The sequence below is a fragment of the Kribbella sp. NPDC048837 genome (assembly GCF_055586945.1).
Genome location: NZ_JBVJHF010000001.1, coordinates 270573 through 294453 on the forward strand (window position 1 = coordinate 270573; position 23881 = coordinate 294453).

The following is a 23881-nucleotide window of genomic DNA, read 5'->3' on the forward strand; positions in this document are numbered from 1 at the left end:
CGAGAGAGTCAACTCCTTGACCCTCGCCCGAGGAGAGCCACCACCGTGGTCAGCATGTTGCCTGAACCGATCACCAAGTACCTGACCGCTCACACAGCCCGCGACCTCGACGAGGCCATGCAGTGGTACGCCGACAACGCCGAAGTCACCGACGACGGCAAGACCTACCGCGGCCACGACGAGATCCGCGCCTGGCTCGGCCGCGCAGCCAGCGAGTACACCTACACCAGCGAACTCATCGGCACCCGGCAGGTCGACGGCACCACCTACGTCGCGACCCATCACCTCGAGGGCGACTTCCCCGGCGGGACTGTCGACCTCGACTTCACCTTCACCCTCGAGGACGACATGATCACCAGGCTCGTCATAGCCTGAGGTCGTGGAGCGAGCACTGGCCGAGCTACGAGCGCTGATCGTCGCGGCGGCCGGTCGCGAGCACACGGTCGACGGCCTGCTGCTGTCGATCGTCGAGGCACCGGCTCCGCCGATGTCCTCGCTGGCGACACCGACGTTCGCGCTCGTCGCGCAGGGCCGAAAGCGGCTCGCGGTCGGCGACCAGGTCTTCGAGTACGGCGCCGGCGACTACCTCGTCGTCTCGGTCGACCTCCCGGTCACCGGCCACTTCGTCGAGGCGTCGAAGCAGAAGCCCTGCCTCGGCGTCGGGCTCGAGCTCCGCCCGGACCGGATCGCCTCGCTCCTCCTGGACTCGGCCGACGACCAGACACCGGGCGCACCGGTGCAAGGGCTCACCGTCAGCCGCGCGCCCGCCGAGCTGGTCGACGCCGTGATCCGCCTGCTGCGCCTGGTCGACGAGCCCGACGACGCGCGCGTACTCGCGCCACTCGTCGAGCGCGAGATCCTCTGGCGGCTGCTGCGGAGTCCGCAGGGTGCCGCCGTACGGGAGATCGGGCTCGCGGACAGCAGCCTGTCGCACGTCGCCCGGGTGATCCGCTGGATCCGCGACCACTACACCGAGCCGTTCCGGGTCGAGGAGCTGGCGACGATGGCGCGGATGAGTACGTCGGCGTTCCACCGGCACTTCCGCACGGTGACCGCGATGACGCCGATCCAGTTCCAGAAGAAGATCCGCCTCCAGGAAGCGCGGCTGCGGCTGCTCGGGCTGGGTGAGGACGTGACGAGCGCCGGGTACGCCGTGGGCTACGACAGCCCGTCCCAGTTCAGCCGCGAGTACCGCCGCGAGTTCGGTACGCCGCCCAGCCGCGACACCGCTCGTCTCCGCGAGGAAGCACCACTGCCGTAAAGCAGGATCGTGCAAGCACCGGCGAGCAATGGTCTACCAACTCGTCAAGCATCACGCGTGTACTGGACAGGTACCTGTTCATCACGTCGTAGGAGAAGAACACGATCATGCAAATAGCTGTGATCACCGGCGGGAGCTCCGGCATCGGGCAGAGCGCGGCCTTCGAGGTCGCGAAGCGCGGTATCGGGGTGATCCTGACCTACCACGGCAACCGCGACGGCGGCCTGGAGACGGCCGCCCGGATCGAGAAGGACGGCGGTACGGCGGTTGCCCTGCCGCTGGACGTCGGCCGCGCCGAGACCTTCGGGGACTTCAAGACCGCGGTGACGGACGTGCTGGCGCAGTGGGGCCGGACCTCGTTCGACTTCCTCGTCAGCAACGCCGGCGTCGGGCAGCAGCCGGTGATGTTCGAGGACACCACCGACGAACTGTTCGACCAGATGCTGCGAGTCCACCTCAAGGGTCCGTACTTCCTCACCCAGACCCTGCTGCCACTGATCGCGGACGGCGGGTCGATCGTCTACACCAGCAGCACCTCGGCCCTGCCGACCACTCGGCCGGAGCCGGGCTACTCGGTGTACGCGAGCATGAAGGGCGCCCAGGTGGTGCTCACCCGCTACCTCGCGAAGGAGCTCAGCGCCCGCGGCATCCGGGTCAACGCCGTCGCTCCTGGCGTGACCCGGACCCGCCTCGGTGATGATGCGTTCGCCCGCTACCCCGAGCTGATCCCACCGATCGCCGACCGCACCGCCCTCGGTCGTATCGGCGAACCGGACGACCTCGGCAAGGTGATCTCCTTCCTGCTCTCCCCCGACAGCGGCTGGATCACCGCCCAGACCCTGGAGACCTCCGGCGGCTACGACCTCTGATCGCCCCAGGGGTCACCCCACCCCGTGGCGCGAGCCGCGCGGTAGTCCTTGGACGACTTCGGCACCACCGTCCGCTCGCGTGAGCCGGCGGTGGTGCAGAGATCGAGAATCACCTGCCCCTTCGGCCGCACCGGCCTGGTGATCACCCGGGCTTGCGCCGGCTGGGCGGGAGCGCGGGTGGCGACCAGGTAGGTGAACTTCTCGTCCTCGAAGTTCCGCGTCCCGTCCTTCAGCACCCGGTGCAGTTCGGTGCGCGGCAGCCGTACGGCGAAGTGACACCAGTCGGCCGGACACTCCAGCTGGTGCGGGCAGGGTGCGGCGATTGTCAGCCCGAGCTCGATCAGCTGGTCGCGGGCTTCGAGCGTACGGCGGTGCCCGCGGGGCGTGCCGGGCTCGACGATCACGACCGTGCGGGCTGTGCGTGCCGCGGTGTCGACGAGCTCGCGGCGGGCGGCGTCCTCGAGCTCGTTGAGAACGTAGGACATGGTGATCAGGTCGACCTGTTGTGATGGCGTCCAGTGGCGGAGGTCGGTGGCCGTCCAGGTGATCTGGTTGCCATCGGCAAGCTGTTGACCGAGCCGGAGCGCGGCCGGCTCGCGTTCGACGATCTCAGTGGTGATGGCCGGCCAGATCACGGCGGCGGCCCAGGCCGCGGATCCGGTGCCGCCACCGAGGTCGAGGTGGGTGGTGACGTCGCCGCGGACATGGCGGTCCGTCGCGACGAGCGCCGCGTGGATCGCCCGGAAGGTGGCCGGCATTCGCACGACGGCGTACGCGAGACAGTCGAGGTCGTCGCGCAGCCCGGGCGTGCTGTCGTCGATCAGTTCAGACCGGTAGCGGTCGGACAGAGCGGTGACACGGCGGCGCAATGCGTCGTACTGGACACCGTCCAGGACGCGTACGAGGGCAGCATGAAGTTGGGTGTCCACGGAGGACATGAAGAATCTCCGGTTCGGTCGGCACGGAGTGCGCACAGGCGCACGAGACCCGCGGCCTGATGCCGCGACGCACCAACCGGTCCGGAAGAGCTGTCAGGAAGCAGCAGTCGAGGAGGGATTGGCGCGGAACCGGATAACCATGCAAGCCATCACGCACCTCCTCGAATCAGAACGATCACGACTCTAACCAACCGCGCCCCGGGTCCGCGCCTGATTTTCAGCGACTCAGGTAGGTGCACAGGCACACCTTGTTGCCCTGCGGGTCGGCCAGGACGGTGAAGGCCGGCGCCTCGTCGTCGTACGCGATCGTTCCACCGGCCGCCAACGCGGCCTCGAGCCGGGCCGGGACCACCTCAGGCGGAAGCCAGAGGTCGAGGTGGAACCGTTGGCGGGGCGTCTCGTGCGGATCCGTGCCCTGGAACCACAGGTTGGCGATGCGATCGCCCGGACCGAAGACGTCGTTGCCCTTGTGCGTGCCGCCGGTGAGTACTGCGGCCCAGAACGGACCGATCGCCTCCCGGTCGGCCGTGTCCAGGGCGACCTCCAGCTGAGCCACGGCCGCCGGGTCGGGCTTCAGGCCGAGCGACTGAGCGATCACACTGATCTGCCGCGAGACGTCCACATCGAGTTGCGTGACGTCCACACCGATCTTCACGTCCACGAACGTCCCGGTCAGGCGGACGTCCGGGTCGAGCCCGACCGCCGCGCAGACCTCGCCGACGGCACCCGCGAACGTGAGCGCGTCCGCGAACGACTCGACCAGGAAGGACGCGTGGAGTCCCTGCGCGAGCCTGCGCCAGTCGTCCAGTCCGGCGTCCTGGATCTCTTTCCCGCTCAGCATGTCCATGGCCAACCCCAAAGAATCGCGTTGTGGATGAGGCTAGGACGCCCCGCCGACAGTTTCCGCACGGAGTACCGCGAGGTCGCGCTCGGCGTACATCCGGTGCTCCCACTCCTCACTCAGGATGCAGCTGAGGCAGTCGCTGACGCGGTAGCTCTGCGACTCCGGATAGCCGGGTTCGGTCACCGGGACCGTCATCTCGGTCAGGCGCTCATCCGTGAGGTCCGCGATGAGCGCGCGTACCGTCTCCATCCGGTCGGCGCGGAGGGCGAGAACCTCGTCGAGCGACGGCCGTACGGCGCGATCGCGGGGGATGGACGGTTCGTCGTACATCTCGTCGTGCGGGAGATCCAGCGGGTCCCACGGAGCCGGGTCGCCGAGGACGGTACGCCGTACCCAGGCATCCGTCGCGAACACCAAATGCCGCTGCGTCTCGATGAACGACCACTCGCCGTCGACCGAGGCATGCAGCAACTCCGGCGGCAGCGCCCGCGCCTTCTCGACCGTCCCGGCCCACAGCTGCTCGAGCAGCTCCCACGCTTCCCGGTACCCGTCGGCGTCGGCCGGGCTCATCTTCTCGCGGCCCGGATAGCGGCGGTTGAGCTCGGCGTTGATCAGAGGTACGACGTCCACGCCCCAGACCCGCAGGTTCCGGATGTCGCCGTCGATCGAGGCGTCGATCATCACCGCGCGGATCGTGGCCCCGTTGAGGTTCACGTTGTCGAACCGGGCGCCGGCCAGGTTGACGTCGTGGAACACCGCCTCCCGCAACGACGAACGCTCGAACCGCACACCCGCCAGGTCCTGGTCGCTGAACTCACTCACCCGGCCAGCCTCGCACGAGCCACTCCGGGGAGAGAATGGCCAGAACCAGGATCACCGCCTTTGATCGAACGGAGCGGCATGTACCGCAGGCTCGTCCTCAAGCTGTCCGGGCAGGCGATCGCCGGCCCGAACGAGTTCGGTTTCGACAGCGACCGGCTCACCCACCTGGCGAACGAGGTGATCGCGCTGCACGCCACCGGGGTCCAGGTCGCGGTCATCGTCGGCGGCGGCAACGTCTTCCGCGGCAACCGGTCCGGCGAGTGGGGCATCGACCGGGTCGAGGCCGACAACATCGGCATGCTCGGCACCGTGATCAACGCGGTCCTGCTCCGTGGCCGGCTGACGGCGCTCGGTGCGGCCGACGTCCACCTGATGACCGCGATCCCGATCAACAACCTCGCCGAGCCGTACATCCGGCTCCGCGCCCTCCGGCACCTGGAGAAGGGCTCGATCGTCCTCCTTGCCTGCGGCAACGGCCAGCCGTTCACCACCACCGACTACCCGGCCGTCCAGCGCGCCGTCGAGCTCGGCGCCGACGCCCTCCTGGTCGCCAAGAACGGCACCGACGGTGTGTACGACGCCGACCCGAACCAGCACCCCGGCGCCCGCCGCTTCGACCACCTGACCTACCAGGAAGTCATCGACCGCGGCCTCGGCGTCATGGACCAGTCCGCCTTCATCCTCGCCCGCGACCACCACCTCCCCCTCCATGTCTTCGACATCGACGGCCCCTCCACCGCCGCCGCCATCACCGCCGGCACCCCCATCGGCACCTTGATCAACTGAGCCGACGGCTGGTGGGGTGGATGTAGGGGTGGGCTAAAAGGTTTTGCTCGTTGTTCCGGGGGCTGCTGTACTCGGTGACGTACCCCAGCAGGTGTCTAGTCAAGGAGTTCTGTCATGCGACCTCGCTTCATGTCTGTCGCGGAAGGAATTGACACCTGTTCAAGGGACATGAAGCTGCGTGAAAGTACTGAACCTCGGGATTCTGGCGCATGTCGACGCCGGTAAGACGAGCCTGACCGAGCGGCTGCTCTTCGCCGCCGGAGTCATCGACGAGGTCGGGAGTGTCGACGACGGCAGCACCCAGACCGATTCGCTCGCGCTGGAACGCCGGCGCGGGATCACCATCAAGTCGGCGGTCGTGTCGTTCGCGATCGGTGACGTGACGGTCAACCTGATCGACACCCCCGGCCACCCGGACTTCATCGCCGAGGTGGAGCGGGCGCTCAGCGTGCTGGACGGCGCGGTGCTGGTCATCTCGGCCGTCGAGGGCGTGCAGGCGCAGACCCGCGTGCTGATGCGGACCCTCCAGCGCCTGAAGATCCCGACCCTGATCTTCGTCAACAAACTCGACCGGTCCGGCGCGCAGTACGACGCCGTGCTCAAATCCATCGCGGACAAGCTGACCCCGGCCATCGTCCCGATGGGTGAGGCGGCCCACCTCGGCACCCGCGACGCGACATTCACCGAGTCGTACGGCGCGCTCCTCGAAGTACTCGCCGAACGCGACGACGACCTCCTCCGGAAGTTCGTGGAAGGCGAGCAACTCTCCCACCGCGCCCTGAAGCGAGCGCTGGGGCGCCAGACGAAGCAGGCGCTCGTGCACCCGGTGTACTTCGGCTCCGCGATCACCGGCGCCGGCACCGAGGCGCTGAGCCGGGGAATCCACGAGCTACTCCCCCGCGCCGACACCAACGACGAGCCGCTCGACGGCGCGGTCTTCAAGGTCGAGCGCGGCCCGGCCGGCGAGAAGATCGCGTACGTCCGGATGTTCTCGGGTACGGCGCGAGTCCGCGAGCGACTGGGGTTCGGGGCCGGCGCCGAGGCGAAGGTGACCGCGCTGCGCGTCTTCGGCCACGGTGGCGCGACCCCGGCCACCGAGGTCAACGCCGGTCAGATCGCCCAGGTCTGGGGCCTCGCCGATGTCCAGATCGGCGACCGACTGAGCGATCTCCGGAACATCACTGCCACTGGGCGACCAGAAGGTTCCGGAAACCCCGGGATCTTCGCCCCGCCGACGTTGGAGACCGTGGTCTTCCCGCAGCAAGCCCGGGACAAAGGCAACCTCCGGGTCGCGCTGACCCAGCTGGCCGAGCAGGACCCGCTGATCAACCTGCGCCAGGACGATCTGCGCCAGGAGATCTCGGTCTCCCTGTACGGCGAGGTGCAGAAGGAGGTCATCCAGACAACGCTGGAGACCGAGTACGGGATCGGCGTCGGCTTCCGCGAGACGACCACGATCTGCATCGAGCGCCTCAACGGCCCTGGCGCGGCGGTCGAGTTCAAGAAGAAGGACCCGAACCCGTTCCTCGCCACCGTCGGACTCCGGGTCGAGCCGGCACCGGTCAACGCCGGTGTCACCTTCGAGCTCGAGGTCGAGCTCGGCTCGATGCCGTACGCGTTCATCAAGGCCGTCGAGGAGACCGTGCACGAGACGCTCGGCCAAGGCATCCACGGCTGGCAGATCCCGGACGCGCGGGTCGTGATGACGCACTCCGGCTACTCGGCGCGGCAGAGTCACGCGCACGCCGTCTTCGACAAGAGCATGTCGAGCACGGCCGGCGACTTCCGCAACCTGACGCCGCTGGTCCTGATGACAGCCCTGCAGCAGGCGGGTACGACGGTCCACGAGCCCATGCACCGCTTCGAGCTGGAGATCCCGACCGACACGACCCGTGCCGTACTCGCGGCTCTCGCCAGGCTGCGCGCGATCCCGCAGGTACCGGCGCTGGCCGCGGAAACCTCAACCCTGGAAGGAGAAATCCCCGCGGCCGCCGTGTACGAGCTCGAACAGCAACTGCCCGCCCTCACCCGGGGCGAGGGCGTGCTGGAGTCGGCGTTCGAGCGCTACCAGCCGGTCACCGGGCCGATCCCGGACCGGCCGCGCACCGACCACGACCCGCTCAACCGCCGCGAGTACCTGCTCCACGTCCAGCGCCGGGTTTGATGCCATGGACAACCGTCGCGCCGAGCTCGTCATCAGCGGTGACCCGAGCAGTCAGGCCCTGCTCCGCCAGTACGGCGGCGGCCAGCGGGGCCTGATACTCGCTCATCTCGACAAAGACATGCCCACCGGAAGCGAGCCACTCCGGCGCCTCGGCCGCCACCCGGCGCAAGGTAGCCAGGCCGTCCGGGCCGCCGTCCAACGTGACGTGCGGTTCGTACAGCCTGGCCTCCGGCGGCAGCAATCGGATCTCGTTGGTGGGCACGTACGGCACATTCGCCAGCAGTACGTCGACCTGCCCGCGCAACTGCTCCGGTAGCGCCGAGAACAGATCCCCTTGATACACGGACCCACGCCACGGGACCAGGTTCCGCCGGGCACACCGAACCGCGGCCAGCTCGATATCGGCGGCGTACAACGACACCTGCCGCTCGGCCGCGATCGCCGCACCCAGGGCACCCGACCCACACCCCAGATCGAGTACGACGGCGCCCGGTGCGGTCACCTGCAACGCCTCGGCGACGAGGAACTCCGTCCGGCGGCGAGGAATGAACACGCCGGGATCGACCGCGATCCGCAGCCCACGGAACGACGCCCAGCCGAGGACGTGTTCGAGCGGCAGCCCGGCGACGCGCTGGTCGACCATGGCGGCCACCTCGGCCGCGTCCCGGGCCGTGTCGACGATCAGCGCCGCCTCGTCCTCGGCGAAGACGCACCCGGACGCACGCAACCGCTCGACCACGTGGCTGAGCTCAACAGGAGAAACAGAAGATACAGACACAGAACCCCTTCGACCTACGAGGCTCCCGCGGTCAGCGTGCGATGCCAACCACTCGAGGCGGGAGCAACCAACCTGCCCTATCGGTGATCGGTCCCACCTCCTCAGTCCGTTGTTCCTGGTGCGAACCACCTTACCCGAACGCGTTCACTCCGGTGAGCTCCGCGGACACCGTCCACAGCCGGGCCGCCGAGACCGGGTCGATCGCGTACGGCCGGACGCCCGGGGTGTCGTCGGTGGACACCTCGGCGATCTCGCAGTCCTCGCAGAAGACGCCGCCCAGGCCGTCGAGCTGTGGTGAGGTCGCGGCCCAGACCTGGGTCGCGGCGCCCTGCTCCGGCGACTTGAAGCCGGGGTTCAGCGGGTTGCCGTCCTCGTCGATCCAGCCGAAGGCGACCATCTCCTCCCGCGGCAGGTGCCGCTGCAGCGGGGTCAGGATCCCACCCGGGTGCAGCGCGAACGCGCGCACGCCGGAATCCTTGCCCAGGGCATCGAGCTGGACGGCGAACAGCACGTTCGCGGTCTTCGCCTGCCCGTACGCCTGCCACTTGTCGTACCCCTGCCGGAACTCCAGGTCGTCCCACCGGATGTCCGAGCGCCGGTGCCCGGTCGACGACACCGACACGACCCGGCCGCCACCGTCCGCGGCGATGGCCGGCCAGAGCCGGTTCACCAGCGCGAAGTGCCCCAGGTGGTTGGTCGCGAACTGCGCCTCCCAGCCCGGGCCGACCCGCGTCTCCGGAGCGGCCATGATGGCCGCGTTGTCGATCTGGATGTCGATCGATCGCCCGGACGCCAGGAAGCGGTCCGCGAACGCCCGCACACTCTCGAGGTCGCCGAGATCCAGCTCGTCGACCTCCGCGCCCGGGACATCGGCCAGCGCCGCGCGCGCGGCGTCGGGTCGCCGGGCCGGTACGACGACGTGCGCACCGGCCTTGGTCAGCGCACGGGTCGTCTCCAGGCCGAGACCGGAGTACCCGCCGGTGACGACCGCCAGCTTGCCGGTCAGGTCGATGCCGGCGAGGACGTCGTCCGCGGTGCTGTCGTGCCCGAACCCCGAACCGATCTTGTGCTGTGCAGTCATGGCTTGGACTCTACGAGTTTGAGCGCACTCTAGGTCAAGGCGCCGGTCACGCGTCCAGGTGCGGGTTCTCGCGCAACGACTCGGCCAGTCGCTGCAGAGCAGGGTTCGGGCTGTCCGGACTCCAGCACGCATGCAGCGTGACCGAGTGTGCGTCGGCCGCGTCGAGCTCGCGGTAGCGCACTCCCTCGACCCCCATCGCCATGATCGACCGCGGGATCAGCGCACAGCCCAGACCGGCCCGGACGAGCGCGAGCATCGTCGGCACTTGCGAGGCCAACTGGCTGACGGCGTACCGGTCCATCCCGATCATCGCGGCGCAGATGTCGTGCAGGTACTGCGAACCCTCGGGGCTGTAGCCGATGTAGTCCTCGGTGGCGTCGGCGAGCGTGACCGGGGTGTCGCCGGTTGCCAGCGAGTGGTCGGCGGGTACGGCGAGGACCAGGTCCTCCGAGTGCACGAGCACCGACTCGAACTGCGATGGGATCGGCGGCCGGACCAGGCCGATGTCGATCTCCAGGTTCGCCAGTGCCTCGAACTGGGCCGGGCTGACCAGCTCGGTGAGTTCCGCGGTCACCGCCGGCGTTCGCTTCCCGACCATGGTGAGGAAGTCCGCGAGGACGGCGTACGCGCCGATGGCGGTGAAGGCGATCCGCAGGGTCCCGGTCTGTCCGTCCGCGGCGCGGCGGGTCGCCTCGGGCGCGACCTCGAGCAGCGCGAGCACCCGGCGGGCGTGTTCGAGGAAGACGTCGCCGGCCGCGGTCAGCCGCACGCCGCGACCGGTCCGGTCGAACAGCCGGACCCCCAGCGATCGCTCCAGCCCCTGGATCTGCCGGGTCAGCGGCGGCTGGGTCAGGTTCAGCCGCTGAGCGGCGCGGCCGTAGTGGAGTTCCTCGGCGACGGCGACGAACCCGCGGAGTTGCTGCAGCGACAAGTCCATACCGGCACGGTATCGGTTCATGCGAAATAGGGCTTGGACCTGCATAACGGAAAGCGCCTACCGTCAAGGTCACGCCCTACCGAAGGAGCCTCCACGGTGCCGAAACTCGCAGCTCTGATGACCCCCGAACGCGCCGCCGACGTGATCGACGCCCCCACGCGCCGGCTGCTCGAGGAGCGGTTCGAGGTCGTCTGGGCCCAGTCCGCCCACGCCGCCGGACCGGCCGCGCCCGGCAGGCCGCCGGCGCTCGACCCGGCCGCCGTCCCCGAACTGGTGTCCGGCGCCGACGTCCTGCTGACCAGCTGGGGTACGCCGCACCTCGGCAAGGAACTGTGGGCCGACGGCAACGGCCCGAAGGTGATCGCGCACGCGGCCGGCACGGTCAAGAGCCTGATCGACCCGGTCATCCTCGACCAGGGTGTCGCGGTCTTCTCGGCCGGCCCGCGGATCGCCTGGTCCGTGGGCGAGTACTGCCTGGCCGCGATGCTCACCCTGGCCCGCCGCCTCCCGCGCTTCGACGACGCTGTCCGCCAGGGCGGTTGGAAGCAGACCGGCTACCGCGGTCATGAGCTGGCCGGCGCGAAGGTCGGCATCGTCGGTGCCAGCAGCACCGCACGCGCGCTCATCACGCTGCTCAAGCCCTTCGGCTGTGACGTCGTCGTCTATGACCCGTACCTGACCGCCGAGCGGGCCGGCCGGCTCGGCGTCCGCACCGCCGACCTGCCGGAAACGGTCGAGAGCGCCTTCTTGACGATCCACGTCCCGAACGTGCCTGAGACCAAGGGCATGATCACCCGCGAGCTGATCGAGCGGGTCCCCGACGGCGCGGTCGTGGTGAACTCGTCCCGGGGCCCGGCGATCGACCAGCAGGCGCTCCTCGACCACGTTCTCGACGGACGTCTGTACGCGGCCCTCGACGTCTACGACCCCGAGCCGCCGTCCTTCGACGCGACCATCCTCCAGGCGTCGAACCTTCTGCTCAGCCCCCACGTCGCCGGTGACACCGAAGAGGGCCACCTCGCCCTCGCCGGGTACGTACTGGCGGACGCGCTCCGATGGCTCGAGGACGGCAGCCGGGGACCGAGTTTCGTCGACCCGGCCCTCTGGTCGATCGCGGCCTGAGAGGACGGCGATCATGTCCCGCATCACGCAGGTCGAGGTCTTCCCGGTCGCGGTCCCGTTCGCCCGCCGCTTCGTCATCGGCAGCGGAGCCGTCGGCGCCCCCGACGACGCACCTGACCAGGCCGCTGCGGTGGTGTTCGTGAAGCTCACCACCGAGGACGGCATCGTCGGCTGGGGAGAGCAGAGAGCGCTGCCCAGCTGGAGCTACGAGACCGCCGAGACCATGGCCGTCGTCATCCGCAGGCACCTCGCGCCGATCCTGCTCGAGCTCACGCCGTTCGACGTCGAGCTGTTCCACCAGCGCGCCGCGAAGCGACTCAGCCCCGCGGTGTCGAACGGCTTCCCGTTCGCCCGCGCCGCCGTCGACGTCGCCATGCACGACGCGGCCGGCAAGCTCGCGGGAGTGCCGGTGCACGCCCTGCTCGGCGGCAAGGTGTACGACGAGATCCCGCTGTGCTCGGCGATCGGGGTCGGCGACCAGGACGCGGTCCGCGAACACGCCCTCCAGTCGTCGGACTATGCGGCGTACAAGGTCAAGATCGGTGGCGATCTCGACGCCGACGCCGCGGCGATCCAGACCGTTGCAGAGGTGGCCGGTGGCAAGCCGCTGTGGCTCGACGCGAACCAGTCCTACCGGCCGAGCGCGCTCAAGCAGCTCCTCGACCGGACGGCGGGCATCCGCACGATCCACTGCGTCGAGCAGCCCGTGCCGAGCACCGACACGCTGGCGATGCAACGGCTGCGCGAACTCATCGACCTGCCGATCGCGATCGACGAGGGCAGCTTCTCCGCCCAGGACCTGGCCCGCGCGATCCGGCTGAACGCGGCCGACCTGGTCGTGATCAAGGTCTGCAAGTCCGGTGGTCTGCGCAACGCCCTGAAGACCGCCCAGACCGCGCTCGCCGGTGGCGTGGAGATCCTCGCCAGCGGCCTGACGGACTGCGGCGTCGCGTTCGCCGCCGCACTGCACGTGTTCAGTCAGCTCGAGCTCGCCTTGCCCGCCGAGCTCAACGGGCCGGAGCTGCTGTCCGATCTGTACGTCGAGGGGCTGAGCATCACCAAGGCCGTCGCAACGGTCCCCACCGCCCCTGGATTGGGCGTTCAGGTCGACGAGGAGCGGATCCGCGCCGAGTCGATCGACCTGCTCTATCGGTGAGGAGAAACATGGCAACGAAGCTGTCCCGCCGCGGCTTCCTCGAGCTGACCGGCCTGGCCGGGCTCGGGCTGGCCGCGGCCGGATCTGTCGCCGGCTGCTCGTCCGGGCCGCCGTCCGGCGCGGCCACCTGGTCGATGTGGTCGAGCAGCGCCGCGGAGAAGAAGGTCTGGGAAGCCTTCAGCAAGTACGTCGAACAGCAGCTCAAGGTGAAGTCCGTCCCGACCCTGACCCCGTCCAACGGCTACCCGACCAAGCTCGACCTGCAACTGGTCAGTGGCACGGCCGGCCTGGTGACCGCGATCAACGGCACCCTGATCCCGACGTACGCCGCCCGCGGCGCGCACCGGCCGCTCGACGACCTGATCGAGGCCGATCCCGACTTCAGTCTGGACGACTTCTACCAGCCGAGCCGCCGGATCTCGAGTTTCAACAACAAGACCTACGCGATCGGGTTCGACGTCGCGCCGACGGTCATGTACTACAACAAGACGCTGCTGCAGAAGCAGGGCGTCGAGCTGCCCTCGAAGACCGTTCCGATGCCGTGGGCAACGTTCCGGGAGCTGGCGATCCAGCTCACCAGGCCCGGTCAGCAGTACGGCTTCACCTGTGCGCCGGCGATCGACGACCTGGTGTCGTGGATCTACTGCGCGGGCGGCAACGTGATGAACGACGACGCGACCCGGAGCACGCTGGGCGCCCCGGAGGCGATGGAGGCTCTGCAGTTCGTCATCGACCTGTTCGTGAAGGACAAGGTCACCCCGCCGATCAAGAACCTGGTCACCGAGAGCTCACTGTCGAACTTCATGGAGGGCAACGTCGCCTTCATGCAGAACGGGCCGTGGCAGGTGGTCAACGTGCGCAAGGCCAAGTTCGACTGGGACGTCATCCCGTTCCCGGCCGGTGCTGTCGGCAGCACGCCGCGGGTGTCCGGATCCAGCTTCTCCATACCATCGGGGGTCCGCGAGGGCGCCGAGCTCGACCTCGCGTGGAAGCTGATCAAGACCCTGACCAGTACCGGGGCGCTCGACATCTACGCACAGGCCGGCCGCAACAACCCGGCCCGGCTCAGCGCCGGCAGCGCGTTCCAGCCACCGCCGGACAACCTCGGCATCGTCCAGCAGATCCTGGCCGGCAAGCTCGCCGGCGGACACGCGTTCGACGTCACCACGAACTGGAACCAGGTCAAGCAGTTGCTCGGCCAGGACCTCCCCCGAACCTTCCTGGGACAGGTCTCGGTGCCGGACGCGATCACCGGCCTGACCCCACGTCTCGACGTCCTGATGCGCCAGCACCAGGACAACATCCGCCAAGCCACCGCCAGGAAGGGGTGACCACGATGGCTGTCGACACCGCACCGGCACCCACCACCGCCGTACCGCGAAGGACCACTTCGAGGCCGACGCCACGCTGGCGCAGCCGGGAGACGCTGACCGCCTGGCTGTTCCTCCTGCCCAGCCTGATCGGCTTCCTGATCTTCACCGCCGGTCCGGTCCTCGCCGCCGGCGTGATCTCGCTGCTGGACTGGAACCTGTTCAGCGCGCCACGGTGGGCCGGGCTGCGCAACTTCGCCCGCCTCGGCCCCGATCCGACGTTCTGGTCCGCGCTCGGCAACACGGCGTACTTCACCTTCGTGAGTGTGCCGCTGACGATCGTCGTGAGTCTCGCGCTGGCCTTGCTGCTGAACCAGGGGCTGCGCCGGGTCGCGGTCTTCCGCTCGCTCCTGCTGTTGCCGTACGCAACGATCACGGTGGCGGTCGCGTTCGTCTGGATCTGGCTCTACATCCCGCACGACGGCCTGGTGAACGCCGTGCTCGGCTGGTTCGGCATCAACGGGCCGGCCTGGCTGATCTCGGACAACTGGGCGATGCCGGCACTGATCCTGATGAGCGTGTGGAAGAGCTTCGGCTTCAGCATGGTGGTGTTCCTCGCCGGGCTGCAGGCGATCCCGCAACAGCTCTACGAGGCCGCCCGGGTGGACGGGACCTCGTCCTGGCAGAGCTTCCGCAACGTCACGCTGCCGATGCTGTCCCCGGCGCTCTTCTTCGTGATCGTCACCTCGGTCATCGGCTCGTTCCAGGTCTTCGACCAAGCGCTGATCATGACCAACGGCGGTCCGGGCACCCGCACCACCACGCTGGTCATGTACATCTACCGGACCGGCTTCGAGAACTACGACCAGGGGTACGCCGCGGCGCAATCGCTGGTGTTGTTCGCCTTCATCGTGGTGATCACCACGGGACAGTTCCTCCTCCAGCGCAGGTTGGTGCACTATGACAACTGACGTCCGCCGCAAGCTGATCGTCTTCGCCTGCTTCCTGGTCACCGCGATCACGCTGGTCCCGGTCGTGATGATGGTGCTGGTCGCGTTCCAGTCCGACGCCGAGTCGATGGCGGCCAAGCCGTCGTTCTGGCCGAGCAGCTGGCACCCGGAGAACCTGACCCGCGCCTTCGACCTGGTGCCGCTGGGCAAGTACCTGCTCAACACCGTGTACTTCGCGGCCGGCACCACCCTGCTCGAGACCGTGACGGCCGCGCTGGCGGCGTACGCGTTCGCCCGGCTGAACTTCCCCGGCCGGAGCTGGCTGTTCGGGATCTACCTGGCCACGCTGATGATCCCGTCGCAGGTCACGCTGATCCCGCAGTTCGTGCTGGTCGCGAAGCTGCACGGCATCGACACCTGGCCCGGGATGATCCTGCCGCACGCCTTCACCGCACTGGGTGTCTTCCTGCTCCGGCAGTTCTTCCTCGGCATCCCGCGGGACTACGAGGAGGCCGCCCGGCTGGACGGCGCGAACCGGTGGCAGGCGTTCGTCCGGGTGATCGTGCCGCTCGCGATCCCGGCCATCGCGACGCTGGCGGTGTTCAAGTTCATCGGCCAGTGGAACAACCTGCTCTGGCCGCTGATCATCTCCAACAGCGACGCCACCCGGACCGCGTCCGTCGGGCTGCAGGTGTTCCAGGACACCAACGGCACCCAGTGGAACCTGTTGCTGATGGCAGCCACCGTCACCACGATCCCGCTGATCATCCTGTTCTTCCTGACCCAACGCTGGTTCGTCCGAGGCATCACCATGAGTGGGCTGGGAGGCCGCTGACCAATGACCTATCTGTGGTCCGTTTTCACGAAACCCTGGGCAGGGCTGCCGGGTGACGAGCTCGGGCGATTGGTGGCCGGGCTCGGGTTCGCCGGTGCCGAGATCCCGGTCCGCGACACCGCGTACGTGACCGCGGCGACGGCCGGGGCCGAGTTGCCGAAGTTCACCGCGCAGTTGCGGGCCGAGGGCATCGAACCGATCAGCGTCGCCAGTGACCTGTCCGAGCGGGTGTTCGCCGCGTGTGCGGAGGCCGGCGTACCGATGATCCGGATCATGGCCGAGCTCGGGCCGGACGGGTACGCCGCCTCGGTCCGGCGCAACCGGGTCATGCTCGAGGAGGCGGCCGCGCTCACCGAGCGGTACGACGTCCAGGTCGGTGTGCAGCCGCATCACGGGCGGTTCGTCGCGTCGACGCTCGGCGTACTGCAACTGCTGGACGGGTTGCCGGAGCGGTTCAAGCTGGTCTGGGACGCGGCGCACGACGCACTCGCCGGCGACCATCCCGCGGTGACCCTCGAGCTCGGCGCGGAACGCCTCGGCATCGTCAACCTGAAGAACGTGCATTACCTCCGCATCGACGGTGTGTGGAAGCCGTACTTCGTGCAGGCCGAGGACGGACTGTCCGACTGGTCCGCGGTCTTCGCGGCGCTGCGGAACATCAACTACACCGGGCCGATCTGTCTGACAGGGCAGTACTCCGATCCCGCCGTACCGGTCGAACAGCGGCTCGCAAAAGATCTCCACGCAGCTGTCACATCCGCCGCGCAGCATCCGTCAAGGGAGTGAAATCAACACCTGACCTCGATGGAGAACCTCCCATGAACGCACGCATGACCAACCCCGCGATGATCCTGCCGGACGCCACCAAGGGCATCCAGAACATCTACAAGGCCATCGGCCAGTCCGGTGCCTCCGGGACGACACTCGAACTGGTGCACCTGCGGGCCAGCCAGATCAACGGCTGCTCGCCGTGCGTGTTCGGCGGGATCAAGTCGGCGCTGAAGAACGGCGAGACCGACGAGCGGCTGCACCAGGTCGCGGCCTGGCGCGACTCCGACCTGTTCACCGACGCCGAACGCGCCGCGCTCGAGATGGCCGAGGCGGCGACCCGGCTGGCGGACCGGCCGAACGCGGTCACGGACGAGATCTGGGACGCGGCCGCCGACCACTTCGACGAGAAGGAACTGTCCGCGATCGTCCTGATGATCGCGCTCACCAACATGTTCAACCGGATCAACACGACGGTTCGCGCACCTGCCGGTGCCACCTGGTAATGGTTAGCTGGGCGCCGGATGTCGAGAAGGCATCCGGCGCTCCGACGTCCCCGGGTGAATGGAGGCACGCGATGAAGTACATGCTGCTGATCTACGGGAACACGCAGACCTGGGACGCCCTGCACGAGGAGGGCATCGACCAGGTGCTCGACCAGCACCGGAAGCTCTCCGAAGAACTGAAGGCGAACGGCGAGTACGTCGACGGACTCGGACTGACCACCAGGGACGCCCGGGTGGTCCGGGTCACCGACGGCATTCCGGCCGTGACCGACGGGCCGTTCACGGAGGCCAAGGAAGTCCTGGCCGGCTACTACCTGGTCGACTGCAGCCTGGAACGGGCGACCGAGATCGCCGCCAGGTTGCCGGAGGCGCGATTCTCGCCGATCGAGATCCGTTCCTTCACGGATCCCATGCCGGAGAACTCCTGAGACTCACTGCCGGGTGCGTCGGCAGGAAACCGGGCTGCTCCAGGGACTTGCCGGCCTCAGCTCGGCGTTGGGACCTGAGACCGGCGAGTCACTGACTCAGCCCATGCGTGTCCGGTGGGGGCTGCCCGACGCGAGGATGACCCCACCTGAGGCAGGCTGATCACCCCTGCCCCGGCCACCCCGGACGAACACGGTGGCACCCCGCTCCGGTGCCTGGGCACCGTCGCCGAGTCGCAGCGTGGTGGTCATTCCGTTGCTCAGTCTGAGCACCGCCACGCGTCGCGGCCGGACCGGCTGGATCGACGAGCTCACCTCGTGGATGCCGGTACACACCGCCGGTTGGATCGCAGCTCGTCCGAGTCCCGCGTTGCCGTGACTCCTCACATCACGGCACTGCTCGGCGAGCCTTGTCATCGCTGACACACTTCCCCCTTCTCATCGTTACTGCCCCCGAGTGACGGTAGACGCGGCCGCCGGTACGACGCGACGACCGCACACTCCCCGTCCTTCCCGCACCCGGAAACGACGCGGAAGTGATCCAGCAACCCTTGCTGAGAGTGACGGCGAATTCAAGGGATCGTGACCGGAATCCCGCGGGCCGGAACCGCTGTCCAGCGTCGTTCAACCGACCACCGAAGCCACTGGTACAACCAACGTTTGCCTGCGGAGCCGACGCGGGAGAACGCACAGCCCGCCGGCGCCGAGACCGCCCGAGCCAGGTTGCGGCCAGGACCGCAAGCACCGGTTATCGGGTGGTGCTGATGCGTTCGATGATCCGGTGCGGGATCATCACTCGGCGGGGCGCCGCGGTTTTTTCGGCCATCCGCTCGCCGAGCAGATCGAGGGCCGCCGCGACGAAGGCGCGCCGGTCGAAGTCGACCGTCGTCAGCGGCGGGATCATGAACTGGCTCTCCAGGATGTTGTCGAACCCCGCCAGCAGCGTCTGCCCGGGGACGGCGACGCCCGCGCTCCACAACGCCGACGACGCCCCGGACGCGAGTGAGTCGGTGAAGCAGAAGAACGCATCCGGCAACTCGTGGTCCGCCAGGTATTTCCCCACCACGGTCGCGGCACCCTCCGGCCGCCACCGGTCCAGCCCGATCTCGAGCGAAGGATCGACCGGTATGCCGGCCTCCTCGAGCGCCTGGCGGTACCCGGCGGTCCGCAACCGGGACGCCGCCGTACCGGGAGCTTGGGCGGAGCCGGCCAGGACTCCTGTGCCACTCGAGCCGCGCGGGACCTCCGGCGTACCGATAGCCGCGATCCGGCGGCAGCCCTTGGCGAGCAGGTGCCTGGTCATGTCACGGGCGGCCGCGACGTTGTCGATCGCGACCTGACTGACCAGATCCTGATCGACGTCACCGATCAGGACGACCGGCGGCAGCGGTCCGGCCGACAGGACCGCGCTGTCGTCGAGGTTCACCGGGTTCAGGATCAGGCCGTCGACCAGGTACGCGCGGGCCTTCGACAACAGCTCGAACTCCCGCTTCGGCTCGGCCGCGGTCTGCTCGATCTGCACACCCCAGCCGCGCTCGTGGGCCAGCTCGACGACCAGGTGGACGATCTCCGCGGAATACGGCCGGAGCAGGTCGGGCAGCGCGAGCGCGATCATGCCGGAGCGGCCGTTGCGCAGGCCGCGAGCGCTCATGTTCGGCACGTAGTCGAGCTCGGCCAGCGCACTCTCGACCCGCGCGCGCGTCTCCGGCCGGACGAACACGACGCCGTTGATCACGTTGGACACCGTCTTCGGGGAGACCCCGGACAGCTTGGCGACATCTTTGACGGTGGCACGCATGTCGCCCATTGTCACACCTGGCGACGTTGTCATGGATTTCACCGAGTCATGAGCGCGCCGCCGTTCACCTGCAGCACCTGGCCGGTCAGGTGCCGGGCGGCCGGGGAGGCGAGGAAGTGGATCGTGGCGGCGATGTCGTCCACCTGCCCCTCCCGCTTCGTCATCGTTGCCGCGAGCAACATCTTGCGCCGCTCCGCGGTCAATCGGCCCTGGAAGAACTCGGTCTCCGCGGTGAAGCCTGGGGCAACGACGTTCGAGGTGATCCCGCGCGGCCCGAGGTCGGCGGCAACGTCCTGGTTCCACAGGGCCAGCGCCGCCTTGGAAGCGCCGTACGAGCCCGGACCGCGAGCGCCCGCGATCGAGCCCAGATGCACCACCGCGGTCGTGAGTCGCGGAGCCAGCGCGGTCGTGGTGAGGACGGCGCTGAGCAGATTGGCTTCCAGGTTGGCCAGCCAGTTCGCCTTCAGTTGCTCCAGGCCACCCTCGGGCCGGCCGAAATCGGTGTTGCCACCGGCGTTGTTGACCAGCACGTCGACCCGGTCCGGGAGTACGTCGAGCATCCGCTCGACCTGCGCCGGGTCGGTCGCATCACACACCACTCCCCTGGCTCCGAGGTCGGCCGCCGTCTTGGCCAGCACGTCCTCCCGGCGGCCGGTGATCACCACCTCGTCGCCGTCCGCGCGGAACCGCTCGGCGGTCGCCCGCCCGATTCCGGTCGCTCCCCCGGTCACCACGATCACCCGCGTCATCGCCAGTTCCTCACGTTTAGGTCTAAATGTTTAGCCCTAAACGTATCATGCTGACTGTGGCAGACACCTATCCCCTCGACGGCCCGAGCCCGTACCCGGCGGCGGAGATCGCCCGCGCCTGGCAACGCGAACGGCCTGGTACGCCGACCGACTCGATCGAGATCGTCACTCCCCTGTGGCGGCTGGCCAAGCTCTTCGCGGACGACCGGCGACGGCTCCTCGCGGATCTCGGCGTGGATCCGGCCACCCTGGATCTGCTCAGTGTGCTGCGCCGGGCGGGAGCGCCGTACGAGTTGAGTACGCGCGAGCTGAGCCGCCGTACTCTCGTCACCGCCGGAGCCATCTCGCAGCGGGTCGCCCGCGCCGAGGAGTCCGGACTCGTCACCCGCCGGTCGGCCGGCGACGGGACCCGCGGGGTGGTCGTGACGCTCACCGAGGCCGGCCACGACCTGATCGAGCGGACCGTCGACCGGGTGCTGACCCGCGAGTCCGAACTGGTGGCCTCGCTGTCCCCCACCGGCCGCGCGCAGCTCGCCGCGCAACTGCAGGAACTCCTCGACGAGGTCGCGGAGCAGGCCCGGAAACCTTCGTCCGTCGTATAAGCTTTTCACCTCCTGCAGGAAGAGGATTCCGGGCAAAGTTCCTACGGATGCTTCAATGTCACAATTGAAGGATGCCTGTTGCCGACAGTCACGATTCCATCCAGGTCCGAGGCGCTCGCGAGAACAACCTGAGCGGCGTCTCCCTCGACATCCCGAAACGCCGGCTGACCGTCTTCACCGGGGTCTCCGGTTCCGGCAAGTCGTCCCTCGTCTTCGACACGATCGCCGCCGAGTCGCAGCGGCTGATCAACGAGACCTACACCGCGTTCGTCCAGAACTTCATGCCGAGCCTCGGCCGGCCGGACGTGGACTCACTGCGGAACCTCTCTGCCGCCATCATCGTCGACCAGGAGCGGATCGGCGCGAACGCCCGGTCCACGGTCGGCACCGCGACCGACGCGCACACCATGCTCCGGGTCCTGTTCAGCCGCGCGGGAACGCCGTACGCCGGGCCGCCGTCCGTCTTCAGCTTCAACCGGGCCGAGGGCATGTGCCCGGAGTGTGAGGGCCTCGGGCGGACGACCGAGCTCGACCTCGACGAGCTGGTCGACCGGGCCAAGAGTCTCAACCAGGGCGCGATCAAGGCGCCCGGCTACGCGATCGACAGCTGGTACTGGCAGCTGATGGCGGGTTCGGGCCTGTTCGATCCCGATCTGCCGCTGAAGGACTACCCGGACGGGAGCTGGCGGCAGTTCCTCTACCAGGAGCCGATGAAGGTCAAGGTCGGGAAGAGCAATCTGACCTTCGAGGGACTGGTCACGAAGATCAAGCGGCAGTACCTCGGCAAGGATCCGCAGTCGATGCAGAGCCATGCCCGGGCGTTCGCGGAGCGTGCGATCCACCAGACGACCTGCCCCGCGTGTGGCGGCGTGCGGCTGAACGAGGCCGCGCGGACCACCACCGTGGACGGGCGCACGATCGGCGAGTGCTCGGCGATGCAGATCAGCGATCTCGCCGAGTTCGTTGCCGGGATCAAACATCCGGGCGTCGGGCCGATGCTCGAGGGGCTCCGGCAGACGCTCGACTCGTTCGTCACGATCGGCCTCGGGTACCTCAGCCTGGACCGCGAGTCGTCCACGCTGTCCGGCGGTGAGGCGCAGCGGGTCAAGCTGGTGCGGCATCTCGGGTCCAGCCTGAGCGACGTCACGTACGTCTTCGACGAGCCCACGGTCGGCCTGCATCCGCACGACATCCGGCAGATGAACGACCTGCTGCTGCAACTGCGGGACAAGGGCAACACCGTCCTGGTCGTCGAGCACAAGCCGGAGACGATCCGGATCGCCGATCACGTCGTCGACCTCGGCCCGGGAGCCGGTCTGGCCGGCGGACGGCTCTGCTACGCCGGCGATCTCGACGGCCTGACCAAGTCCGGCACGCTCACCGGCCGGTACCTGGACCACCGGGTCAGCCTGCGCGACGACGTACGCAGTCCGACCGGCAAGCTCACGATCGAGGACGTGACGCTGCACAACCTGCGCAACGTCAGCGTCGACGTCCCGCTCGGCGTACTCACGGTCGTCACCGGGGTCGCCGGATCCGGCAAGAGCTCACTGATCCACGGATCACTGGCCGGCCGGGACGGCGTGATCATCGCCGGGCAGGAGCCGATCCGCGGGTCCAAGCGCAGCAACCCGGCGACCTACACCGGGCTGCTCGACCCGATCCGCTCCGAGTTCGCGAAGGCGAACAAGGTGAAGCCTGGCCTGTTCAGTGCGAACTCGGTCGGCGCCTGCCCGACCTGCAAGGGCATCGGTCTGGTGTACACGGATCTGGCGATGATGGCCGAGGTCGCGTCGGTGTGCGAGGACTGCAACGGCGCCCGGTTCACCGCGGAGGTGCTCGCCTACCGGTTGCGTGGGAAGAACATCAGCGAGGTGCTGCGGATGACCGTCACGGAGGCGCGGGAGTTCTTCGCCAGGGGGCCGGCGCGAGCGATCCTGGATCGGCTGTCGACGGTCGGACTCGGCTACATCGGGCTCGGCCAGCCGCTGACCACCTTGTCCGGTGGCGAACGGCAGCGCCTCAAGTTGGCGATCAACATGGGCAAGACCGGGTCGATCTACATCCTCGACGAGCCCACCACCGGCCTGCACCTGGCCGATGTCGATCAGCTGCTGAGCATGCTCGACACACTGGTTGACCATGGCAACACCGTGATCGTCATCGAGCACCACCAGGCCGTGATGGCCCACGCCGACTGGCTGATCGACGTCGGCCCTGGTGCCGGTCACGACGGCGGCCGGGTCGTCTTCACCGGCACCCCGGCCGATCTGGTCGAGAGCAGCCCGACGATCACGGCCGAACACCTGCGCGCGTACGTCGGCGCCGGGCAGGCCGTTGCCTAGCGCACCAACTCGGCGGCCAGCGTCTCGATCAGGTCGTGCCAGGTGCTGAGGTAATCCGCGGCGGGGCCGGTCTGGGTGAGGACCAGGCGGGCTCCGCCGTTGCCGTCGCGCAGCGACCACGTCACATCACCCTGCGCCCATGGGTAGCTGAGCCGCTCGGCCGCCACCACCTCCGCGACCGGTCCGGGGTCGATGCCCTTGGCAACGAAACCGGCCGGCGGCGGACTCCCGGCCGCAGGCGTCTCCGCGCCGGTGAGCAACTCCCAGACCGCCTCCTTCGGCTTCACCAGTTGCCGCTCGAACCGTACGCCGCCGTCGTCGGTCACCACGCCCTTGTCCAGCCCGTACACCTTCACGAAGTGCTCGTGCAGCACGGCGTAATCACGCTCGGGCACCGATCCGCCGAGCACACGGACGAGCGCGTCGAAGCACAGCGTCCAGCCGCCGGAGAAGCTCGCGGATCCCGGACGATCGTCGTACGTCGCGGTGAGGTGCAGTGTGCAGCCGTCGGAGGAAGGGACCAGCTCCCAGCGCAGGACCTCGTCGCCCCAGGTGTACTCGAGCAGCTTCGGTGGATCGTACGCACGGATCACGCCACTGTTCTCCACGTCGACCGGCGCGCCCGGGTCGGTCTCGAAGGTGAACGTCACCGGCCCGTCCAGCCGCAGGTCGAACTCGACCGCGGCCGGGAACCAGCCGGCCAGCTGGCCCGGCTCGGTGATCGCCCGCCAGACCTTCTCCACCGGATGCCGCAACTCCCGGCGCATCCGCAGCACGGTCCGCCCGTTCTCGGTCCTCAGCGTCTCGGTCATGGCTCCATATATACCCGACGAGG

Annotated in this window: 24 protein-coding genes; 15 read left to right on the plus strand and 9 right to left on the minus strand. The window is 68.6% G+C overall.

The window, feature by feature from the left end; genetic code table 11:
- Positions 1-54: 54 nt before the first annotated feature.
- The 3 genes from ACZ6O0_RS01385 to ACZ6O0_RS01395 all read left to right on the plus strand — a co-directional run bounded on the left by ACZ6O0_RS01385 (position 55) and on the right by ACZ6O0_RS01395 (position 2130).
- Positions 55-375: a nuclear transport factor 2 family protein gene (locus ACZ6O0_RS01385; protein ID WP_465762819.1), complete on the plus strand. Its 321-nt coding sequence runs from the start codon at positions 55-57 to the stop codon at positions 373-375.
- Positions 376-379: 4 nt separating this feature from the next.
- The gene (locus ACZ6O0_RS01390) at positions 380-1261 is read left to right on the plus strand and encodes an AraC family transcriptional regulator (protein ID WP_465762820.1); all 882 of its coding nucleotides are present in this window, start codon (positions 380-382) and stop codon (positions 1259-1261) included.
- 107 nt (positions 1262-1368) lie between these two features.
- Positions 1369-2130: an SDR family NAD(P)-dependent oxidoreductase gene (locus tag ACZ6O0_RS01395; RefSeq protein WP_465762821.1), complete on the plus strand. Its 762-nt coding sequence runs from the start codon at positions 1369-1371 to the stop codon at positions 2128-2130.
- Here ACZ6O0_RS01395 and ACZ6O0_RS01400 read toward each other — a convergent pair.
- The 3 genes from ACZ6O0_RS01400 to ACZ6O0_RS01410 all read right to left on the minus strand — a co-directional run bounded on the left by ACZ6O0_RS01400 (position 2118) and on the right by ACZ6O0_RS01410 (position 4734).
- The gene (locus tag ACZ6O0_RS01400; RefSeq protein WP_465762822.1) at positions 2118-3068 is read right to left on the minus strand and encodes a small ribosomal subunit Rsm22 family protein; all 951 of its coding nucleotides are present in this window, start codon (positions 3066-3068) and stop codon (positions 2118-2120) included. The two genes, ACZ6O0_RS01395 and ACZ6O0_RS01400, sit on opposite strands and share 13 nt — an antisense overlap.
- A 217-nt stretch (positions 3069-3285) precedes the next feature.
- On the minus strand, positions 3286-3915 hold the full coding sequence (locus ACZ6O0_RS01405; protein WP_465762823.1) for a VOC family protein: 630 nt from the start codon (positions 3913-3915) through the stop codon (positions 3286-3288).
- 33 nt (positions 3916-3948) lie between these two features.
- Positions 3949-4734, minus strand: a complete 786-nt coding sequence (locus ACZ6O0_RS01410) for a DinB family protein (RefSeq protein WP_465762824.1) — start codon at positions 4732-4734, stop codon at positions 3949-3951.
- Between the two features lie 78 nt (positions 4735-4812).
- On the opposite strand from ACZ6O0_RS01410, the gene pyrH reads away from it, so the two are divergent.
- Positions 4813-5520, plus strand: coding sequence for a UMP kinase (pyrH, locus tag ACZ6O0_RS01415; RefSeq protein ID WP_465762825.1), 708 nt, complete (start codon positions 4813-4815; stop codon positions 5518-5520).
- A gap of 178 nt (positions 5521-5698) precedes the next feature.
- Positions 5699-7684 carry a GTP-binding protein gene (locus ACZ6O0_RS01420; protein ID WP_465762826.1) on the plus strand — a complete coding sequence of 662 codons (1986 nt, stop codon included), beginning with the start codon at positions 5699-5701 and terminating at the stop codon, positions 7682-7684.
- Here ACZ6O0_RS01420 and ACZ6O0_RS01425 read toward each other — a convergent pair.
- The 3 genes from ACZ6O0_RS01425 to ACZ6O0_RS01435 all read right to left on the minus strand — a co-directional run bounded on the left by ACZ6O0_RS01425 (position 7641) and on the right by ACZ6O0_RS01435 (position 10480).
- Positions 7641-8423, minus strand: a complete 783-nt coding sequence (locus ACZ6O0_RS01425; protein WP_465762827.1) for a putative protein N(5)-glutamine methyltransferase — start codon at positions 8421-8423, stop codon at positions 7641-7643. The genes ACZ6O0_RS01420 and ACZ6O0_RS01425 overlap by 44 nt on opposite strands.
- Positions 8424-8592: 169 nt before the next feature.
- A complete protein-coding gene (locus ACZ6O0_RS01430) occupies positions 8593-9543 on the minus strand; it encodes an SDR family NAD(P)-dependent oxidoreductase (RefSeq protein ID WP_465762828.1) in 951 nt (316 codons plus the stop codon).
- Between the two features lie 46 nt (positions 9544-9589).
- Positions 9590-10480 (minus strand): LysR family transcriptional regulator, encoded by an 891-nt coding sequence (locus tag ACZ6O0_RS01435; protein WP_465762829.1) that lies wholly within the window; start codon positions 10478-10480, stop codon positions 9590-9592.
- 96 nt (positions 10481-10576) lie between these two features.
- Here ACZ6O0_RS01435 and ACZ6O0_RS01440 point away from each other — a divergent pair, with 96 nt between their 5' ends.
- The 8 genes from ACZ6O0_RS01440 (at position 10577) to ACZ6O0_RS01475 (ending at position 17555) form a co-directional block, all read left to right on the plus strand.
- Complete coding sequence (locus ACZ6O0_RS01440) at positions 10577-11602, plus strand: hydroxyacid dehydrogenase (protein ID WP_465762830.1); 1026 nt, start codon at positions 10577-10579, stop codon at positions 11600-11602.
- A 13-nt stretch (positions 11603-11615) separates the two neighbouring features.
- Entirely contained in the window at positions 11616-12758 is a 1143-nt protein-coding gene (locus ACZ6O0_RS01445) for a mandelate racemase/muconate lactonizing enzyme family protein (RefSeq protein ID WP_465762831.1), read from the plus strand.
- A gap of 8 nt (positions 12759-12766) precedes the next feature.
- Positions 12767-14089 carry an ABC transporter substrate-binding protein gene (locus ACZ6O0_RS01450; protein WP_465762832.1) on the plus strand — a complete coding sequence of 441 codons (1323 nt, stop codon included), beginning with the start codon at positions 12767-12769 and terminating at the stop codon, positions 14087-14089.
- A 5-nt stretch (positions 14090-14094) separates the two neighbouring features.
- Positions 14095-15039 carry a carbohydrate ABC transporter permease gene (locus tag ACZ6O0_RS01455; protein ID WP_465762833.1) on the plus strand — a complete coding sequence of 315 codons (945 nt, stop codon included), beginning with the start codon at positions 14095-14097 and terminating at the stop codon, positions 15037-15039.
- Positions 15029-15853, plus strand: a complete 825-nt coding sequence (locus tag ACZ6O0_RS01460; RefSeq protein WP_465762834.1) for a carbohydrate ABC transporter permease — start codon at positions 15029-15031, stop codon at positions 15851-15853. The genes ACZ6O0_RS01455 and ACZ6O0_RS01460 overlap by 11 nt, the downstream gene beginning before the upstream one ends.
- Positions 15854-15856: 3 nt before the next feature.
- On the plus strand, positions 15857-16639 hold the full coding sequence (locus ACZ6O0_RS01465) for a sugar phosphate isomerase/epimerase family protein (protein WP_465762835.1): 783 nt from the start codon (positions 15857-15859) through the stop codon (positions 16637-16639).
- Between the two features lie 32 nt (positions 16640-16671).
- The gene (locus ACZ6O0_RS01470) at positions 16672-17127 is read left to right on the plus strand and encodes a carboxymuconolactone decarboxylase family protein (RefSeq protein WP_465762836.1); all 456 of its coding nucleotides are present in this window, start codon (positions 16672-16674) and stop codon (positions 17125-17127) included.
- Positions 17128-17198: 71 nt separating this feature from the next.
- Positions 17199-17555 carry a YciI family protein gene (locus tag ACZ6O0_RS01475; protein WP_465762837.1) on the plus strand — a complete coding sequence of 119 codons (357 nt, stop codon included), beginning with the start codon at positions 17199-17201 and terminating at the stop codon, positions 17553-17555.
- 745 nt (positions 17556-18300) lie between these two features.
- On the opposite strand, the gene ACZ6O0_RS01480 is transcribed toward ACZ6O0_RS01475, so the two are convergent.
- Together ACZ6O0_RS01480 and ACZ6O0_RS01485 are read right to left on the minus strand one after the other, a co-directional pair.
- Positions 18301-19350: a LacI family DNA-binding transcriptional regulator gene (locus ACZ6O0_RS01480; protein WP_465762838.1), complete on the minus strand. Its 1050-nt coding sequence runs from the start codon at positions 19348-19350 to the stop codon at positions 18301-18303.
- 38 nt (positions 19351-19388) lie between these two features.
- Positions 19389-20099 (minus strand): SDR family NAD(P)-dependent oxidoreductase, encoded by a 711-nt coding sequence (locus tag ACZ6O0_RS01485; protein ID WP_465762839.1) that lies wholly within the window; start codon positions 20097-20099, stop codon positions 19389-19391.
- A gap of 56 nt (positions 20100-20155) precedes the next feature.
- On the opposite strand from ACZ6O0_RS01485, the gene ACZ6O0_RS01490 reads away from it, so the two are divergent.
- Both ACZ6O0_RS01490 and ACZ6O0_RS01495 read left to right on the plus strand, forming a co-directional pair.
- Positions 20156-20701 (plus strand): MarR family winged helix-turn-helix transcriptional regulator, encoded by a 546-nt coding sequence (locus ACZ6O0_RS01490; protein ID WP_465762840.1) that lies wholly within the window; start codon positions 20156-20158, stop codon positions 20699-20701.
- Positions 20702-20772: 71 nt separating this feature from the next.
- A complete protein-coding gene (locus ACZ6O0_RS01495; protein ID WP_465762841.1) occupies positions 20773-23046 on the plus strand; it encodes an ATP-binding cassette domain-containing protein in 2274 nt (757 codons plus the stop codon).
- On the opposite strand, the gene ACZ6O0_RS01500 is transcribed toward ACZ6O0_RS01495, so the two are convergent.
- Positions 23043-23858, minus strand: a complete 816-nt coding sequence (locus ACZ6O0_RS01500) for an SRPBCC family protein (RefSeq protein ID WP_465762842.1) — start codon at positions 23856-23858, stop codon at positions 23043-23045. The two genes, ACZ6O0_RS01495 and ACZ6O0_RS01500, sit on opposite strands and share 4 nt — an antisense overlap.
- Positions 23859-23881 lie beyond the last annotated feature (23 nt).

What these genes read in the sequence shown, in the direction of transcription:
- ACZ6O0_RS01475 (WP_465762837.1), top strand. Translation starts at nt 17,199, where the DNA reads ATGAAGTACATGCTGCTGATCTACGGGAACACGCAGACCTGGGACGCC.
- ACZ6O0_RS01405 (WP_465762823.1), bottom strand. Translation starts at nt 3,915, where the DNA reads ATGGACATGCTGAGCGGGAAAGAGATCCAGGACGCCGGACTGGACGAC.
- ACZ6O0_RS01450 (WP_465762832.1), top strand. Translation starts at nt 12,767, where the DNA reads ATGGCAACGAAGCTGTCCCGCCGCGGCTTCCTCGAGCTGACCGGCCTG.
- ACZ6O0_RS01400 (WP_465762822.1), bottom strand. Translation starts at nt 3,068, where the DNA reads ATGTCCTCCGTGGACACCCAACTTCATGCTGCCCTCGTACGCGTCCTG.
- ACZ6O0_RS01480 (WP_465762838.1), bottom strand. Translation starts at nt 19,350, where the DNA reads ATGCGTGCCACCGTCAAAGATGTCGCCAAGCTGTCCGGGGTCTCCCCG.
- ACZ6O0_RS01430 (WP_465762828.1), bottom strand. Translation starts at nt 9,543, where the DNA reads ATGACTGCACAGCACAAGATCGGTTCGGGGTTCGGGCACGACAGCACC.
- ACZ6O0_RS01470 (WP_465762836.1), top strand. Translation starts at nt 16,672, where the DNA reads ATGAACGCACGCATGACCAACCCCGCGATGATCCTGCCGGACGCCACC.
- ACZ6O0_RS01460 (WP_465762834.1), top strand. Translation starts at nt 15,029, where the DNA reads ATGACAACTGACGTCCGCCGCAAGCTGATCGTCTTCGCCTGCTTCCTG.
- ACZ6O0_RS01395 (WP_465762821.1), top strand. Translation starts at nt 1,369, where the DNA reads ATGCAAATAGCTGTGATCACCGGCGGGAGCTCCGGCATCGGGCAGAGC.
- ACZ6O0_RS01465 (WP_465762835.1), top strand. Translation starts at nt 15,857, where the DNA reads ATGACCTATCTGTGGTCCGTTTTCACGAAACCCTGGGCAGGGCTGCCG.
- ACZ6O0_RS01455 (WP_465762833.1), top strand. Translation starts at nt 14,095, where the DNA reads ATGGCTGTCGACACCGCACCGGCACCCACCACCGCCGTACCGCGAAGG.
- ACZ6O0_RS01495 (WP_465762841.1), top strand. Translation starts at nt 20,773, where the DNA reads ATGCCTGTTGCCGACAGTCACGATTCCATCCAGGTCCGAGGCGCTCGC.
- ACZ6O0_RS01385 (WP_465762819.1), top strand. Translation starts at nt 55, where the DNA reads ATGTTGCCTGAACCGATCACCAAGTACCTGACCGCTCACACAGCCCGC.
- ACZ6O0_RS01485 (WP_465762839.1), bottom strand. Translation starts at nt 20,099, where the DNA reads ATGACGCGGGTGATCGTGGTGACCGGGGGAGCGACCGGAATCGGGCGG.
- pyrH (WP_465762825.1), top strand. Translation starts at nt 4,813, where the DNA reads ATGTACCGCAGGCTCGTCCTCAAGCTGTCCGGGCAGGCGATCGCCGGC.
- ACZ6O0_RS01435 (WP_465762829.1), bottom strand. Translation starts at nt 10,480, where the DNA reads ATGGACTTGTCGCTGCAGCAACTCCGCGGGTTCGTCGCCGTCGCCGAG.
- ACZ6O0_RS01445 (WP_465762831.1), top strand. Translation starts at nt 11,616, where the DNA reads ATGTCCCGCATCACGCAGGTCGAGGTCTTCCCGGTCGCGGTCCCGTTC.
- ACZ6O0_RS01500 (WP_465762842.1), bottom strand. Translation starts at nt 23,858, where the DNA reads ATGACCGAGACGCTGAGGACCGAGAACGGGCGGACCGTGCTGCGGATG.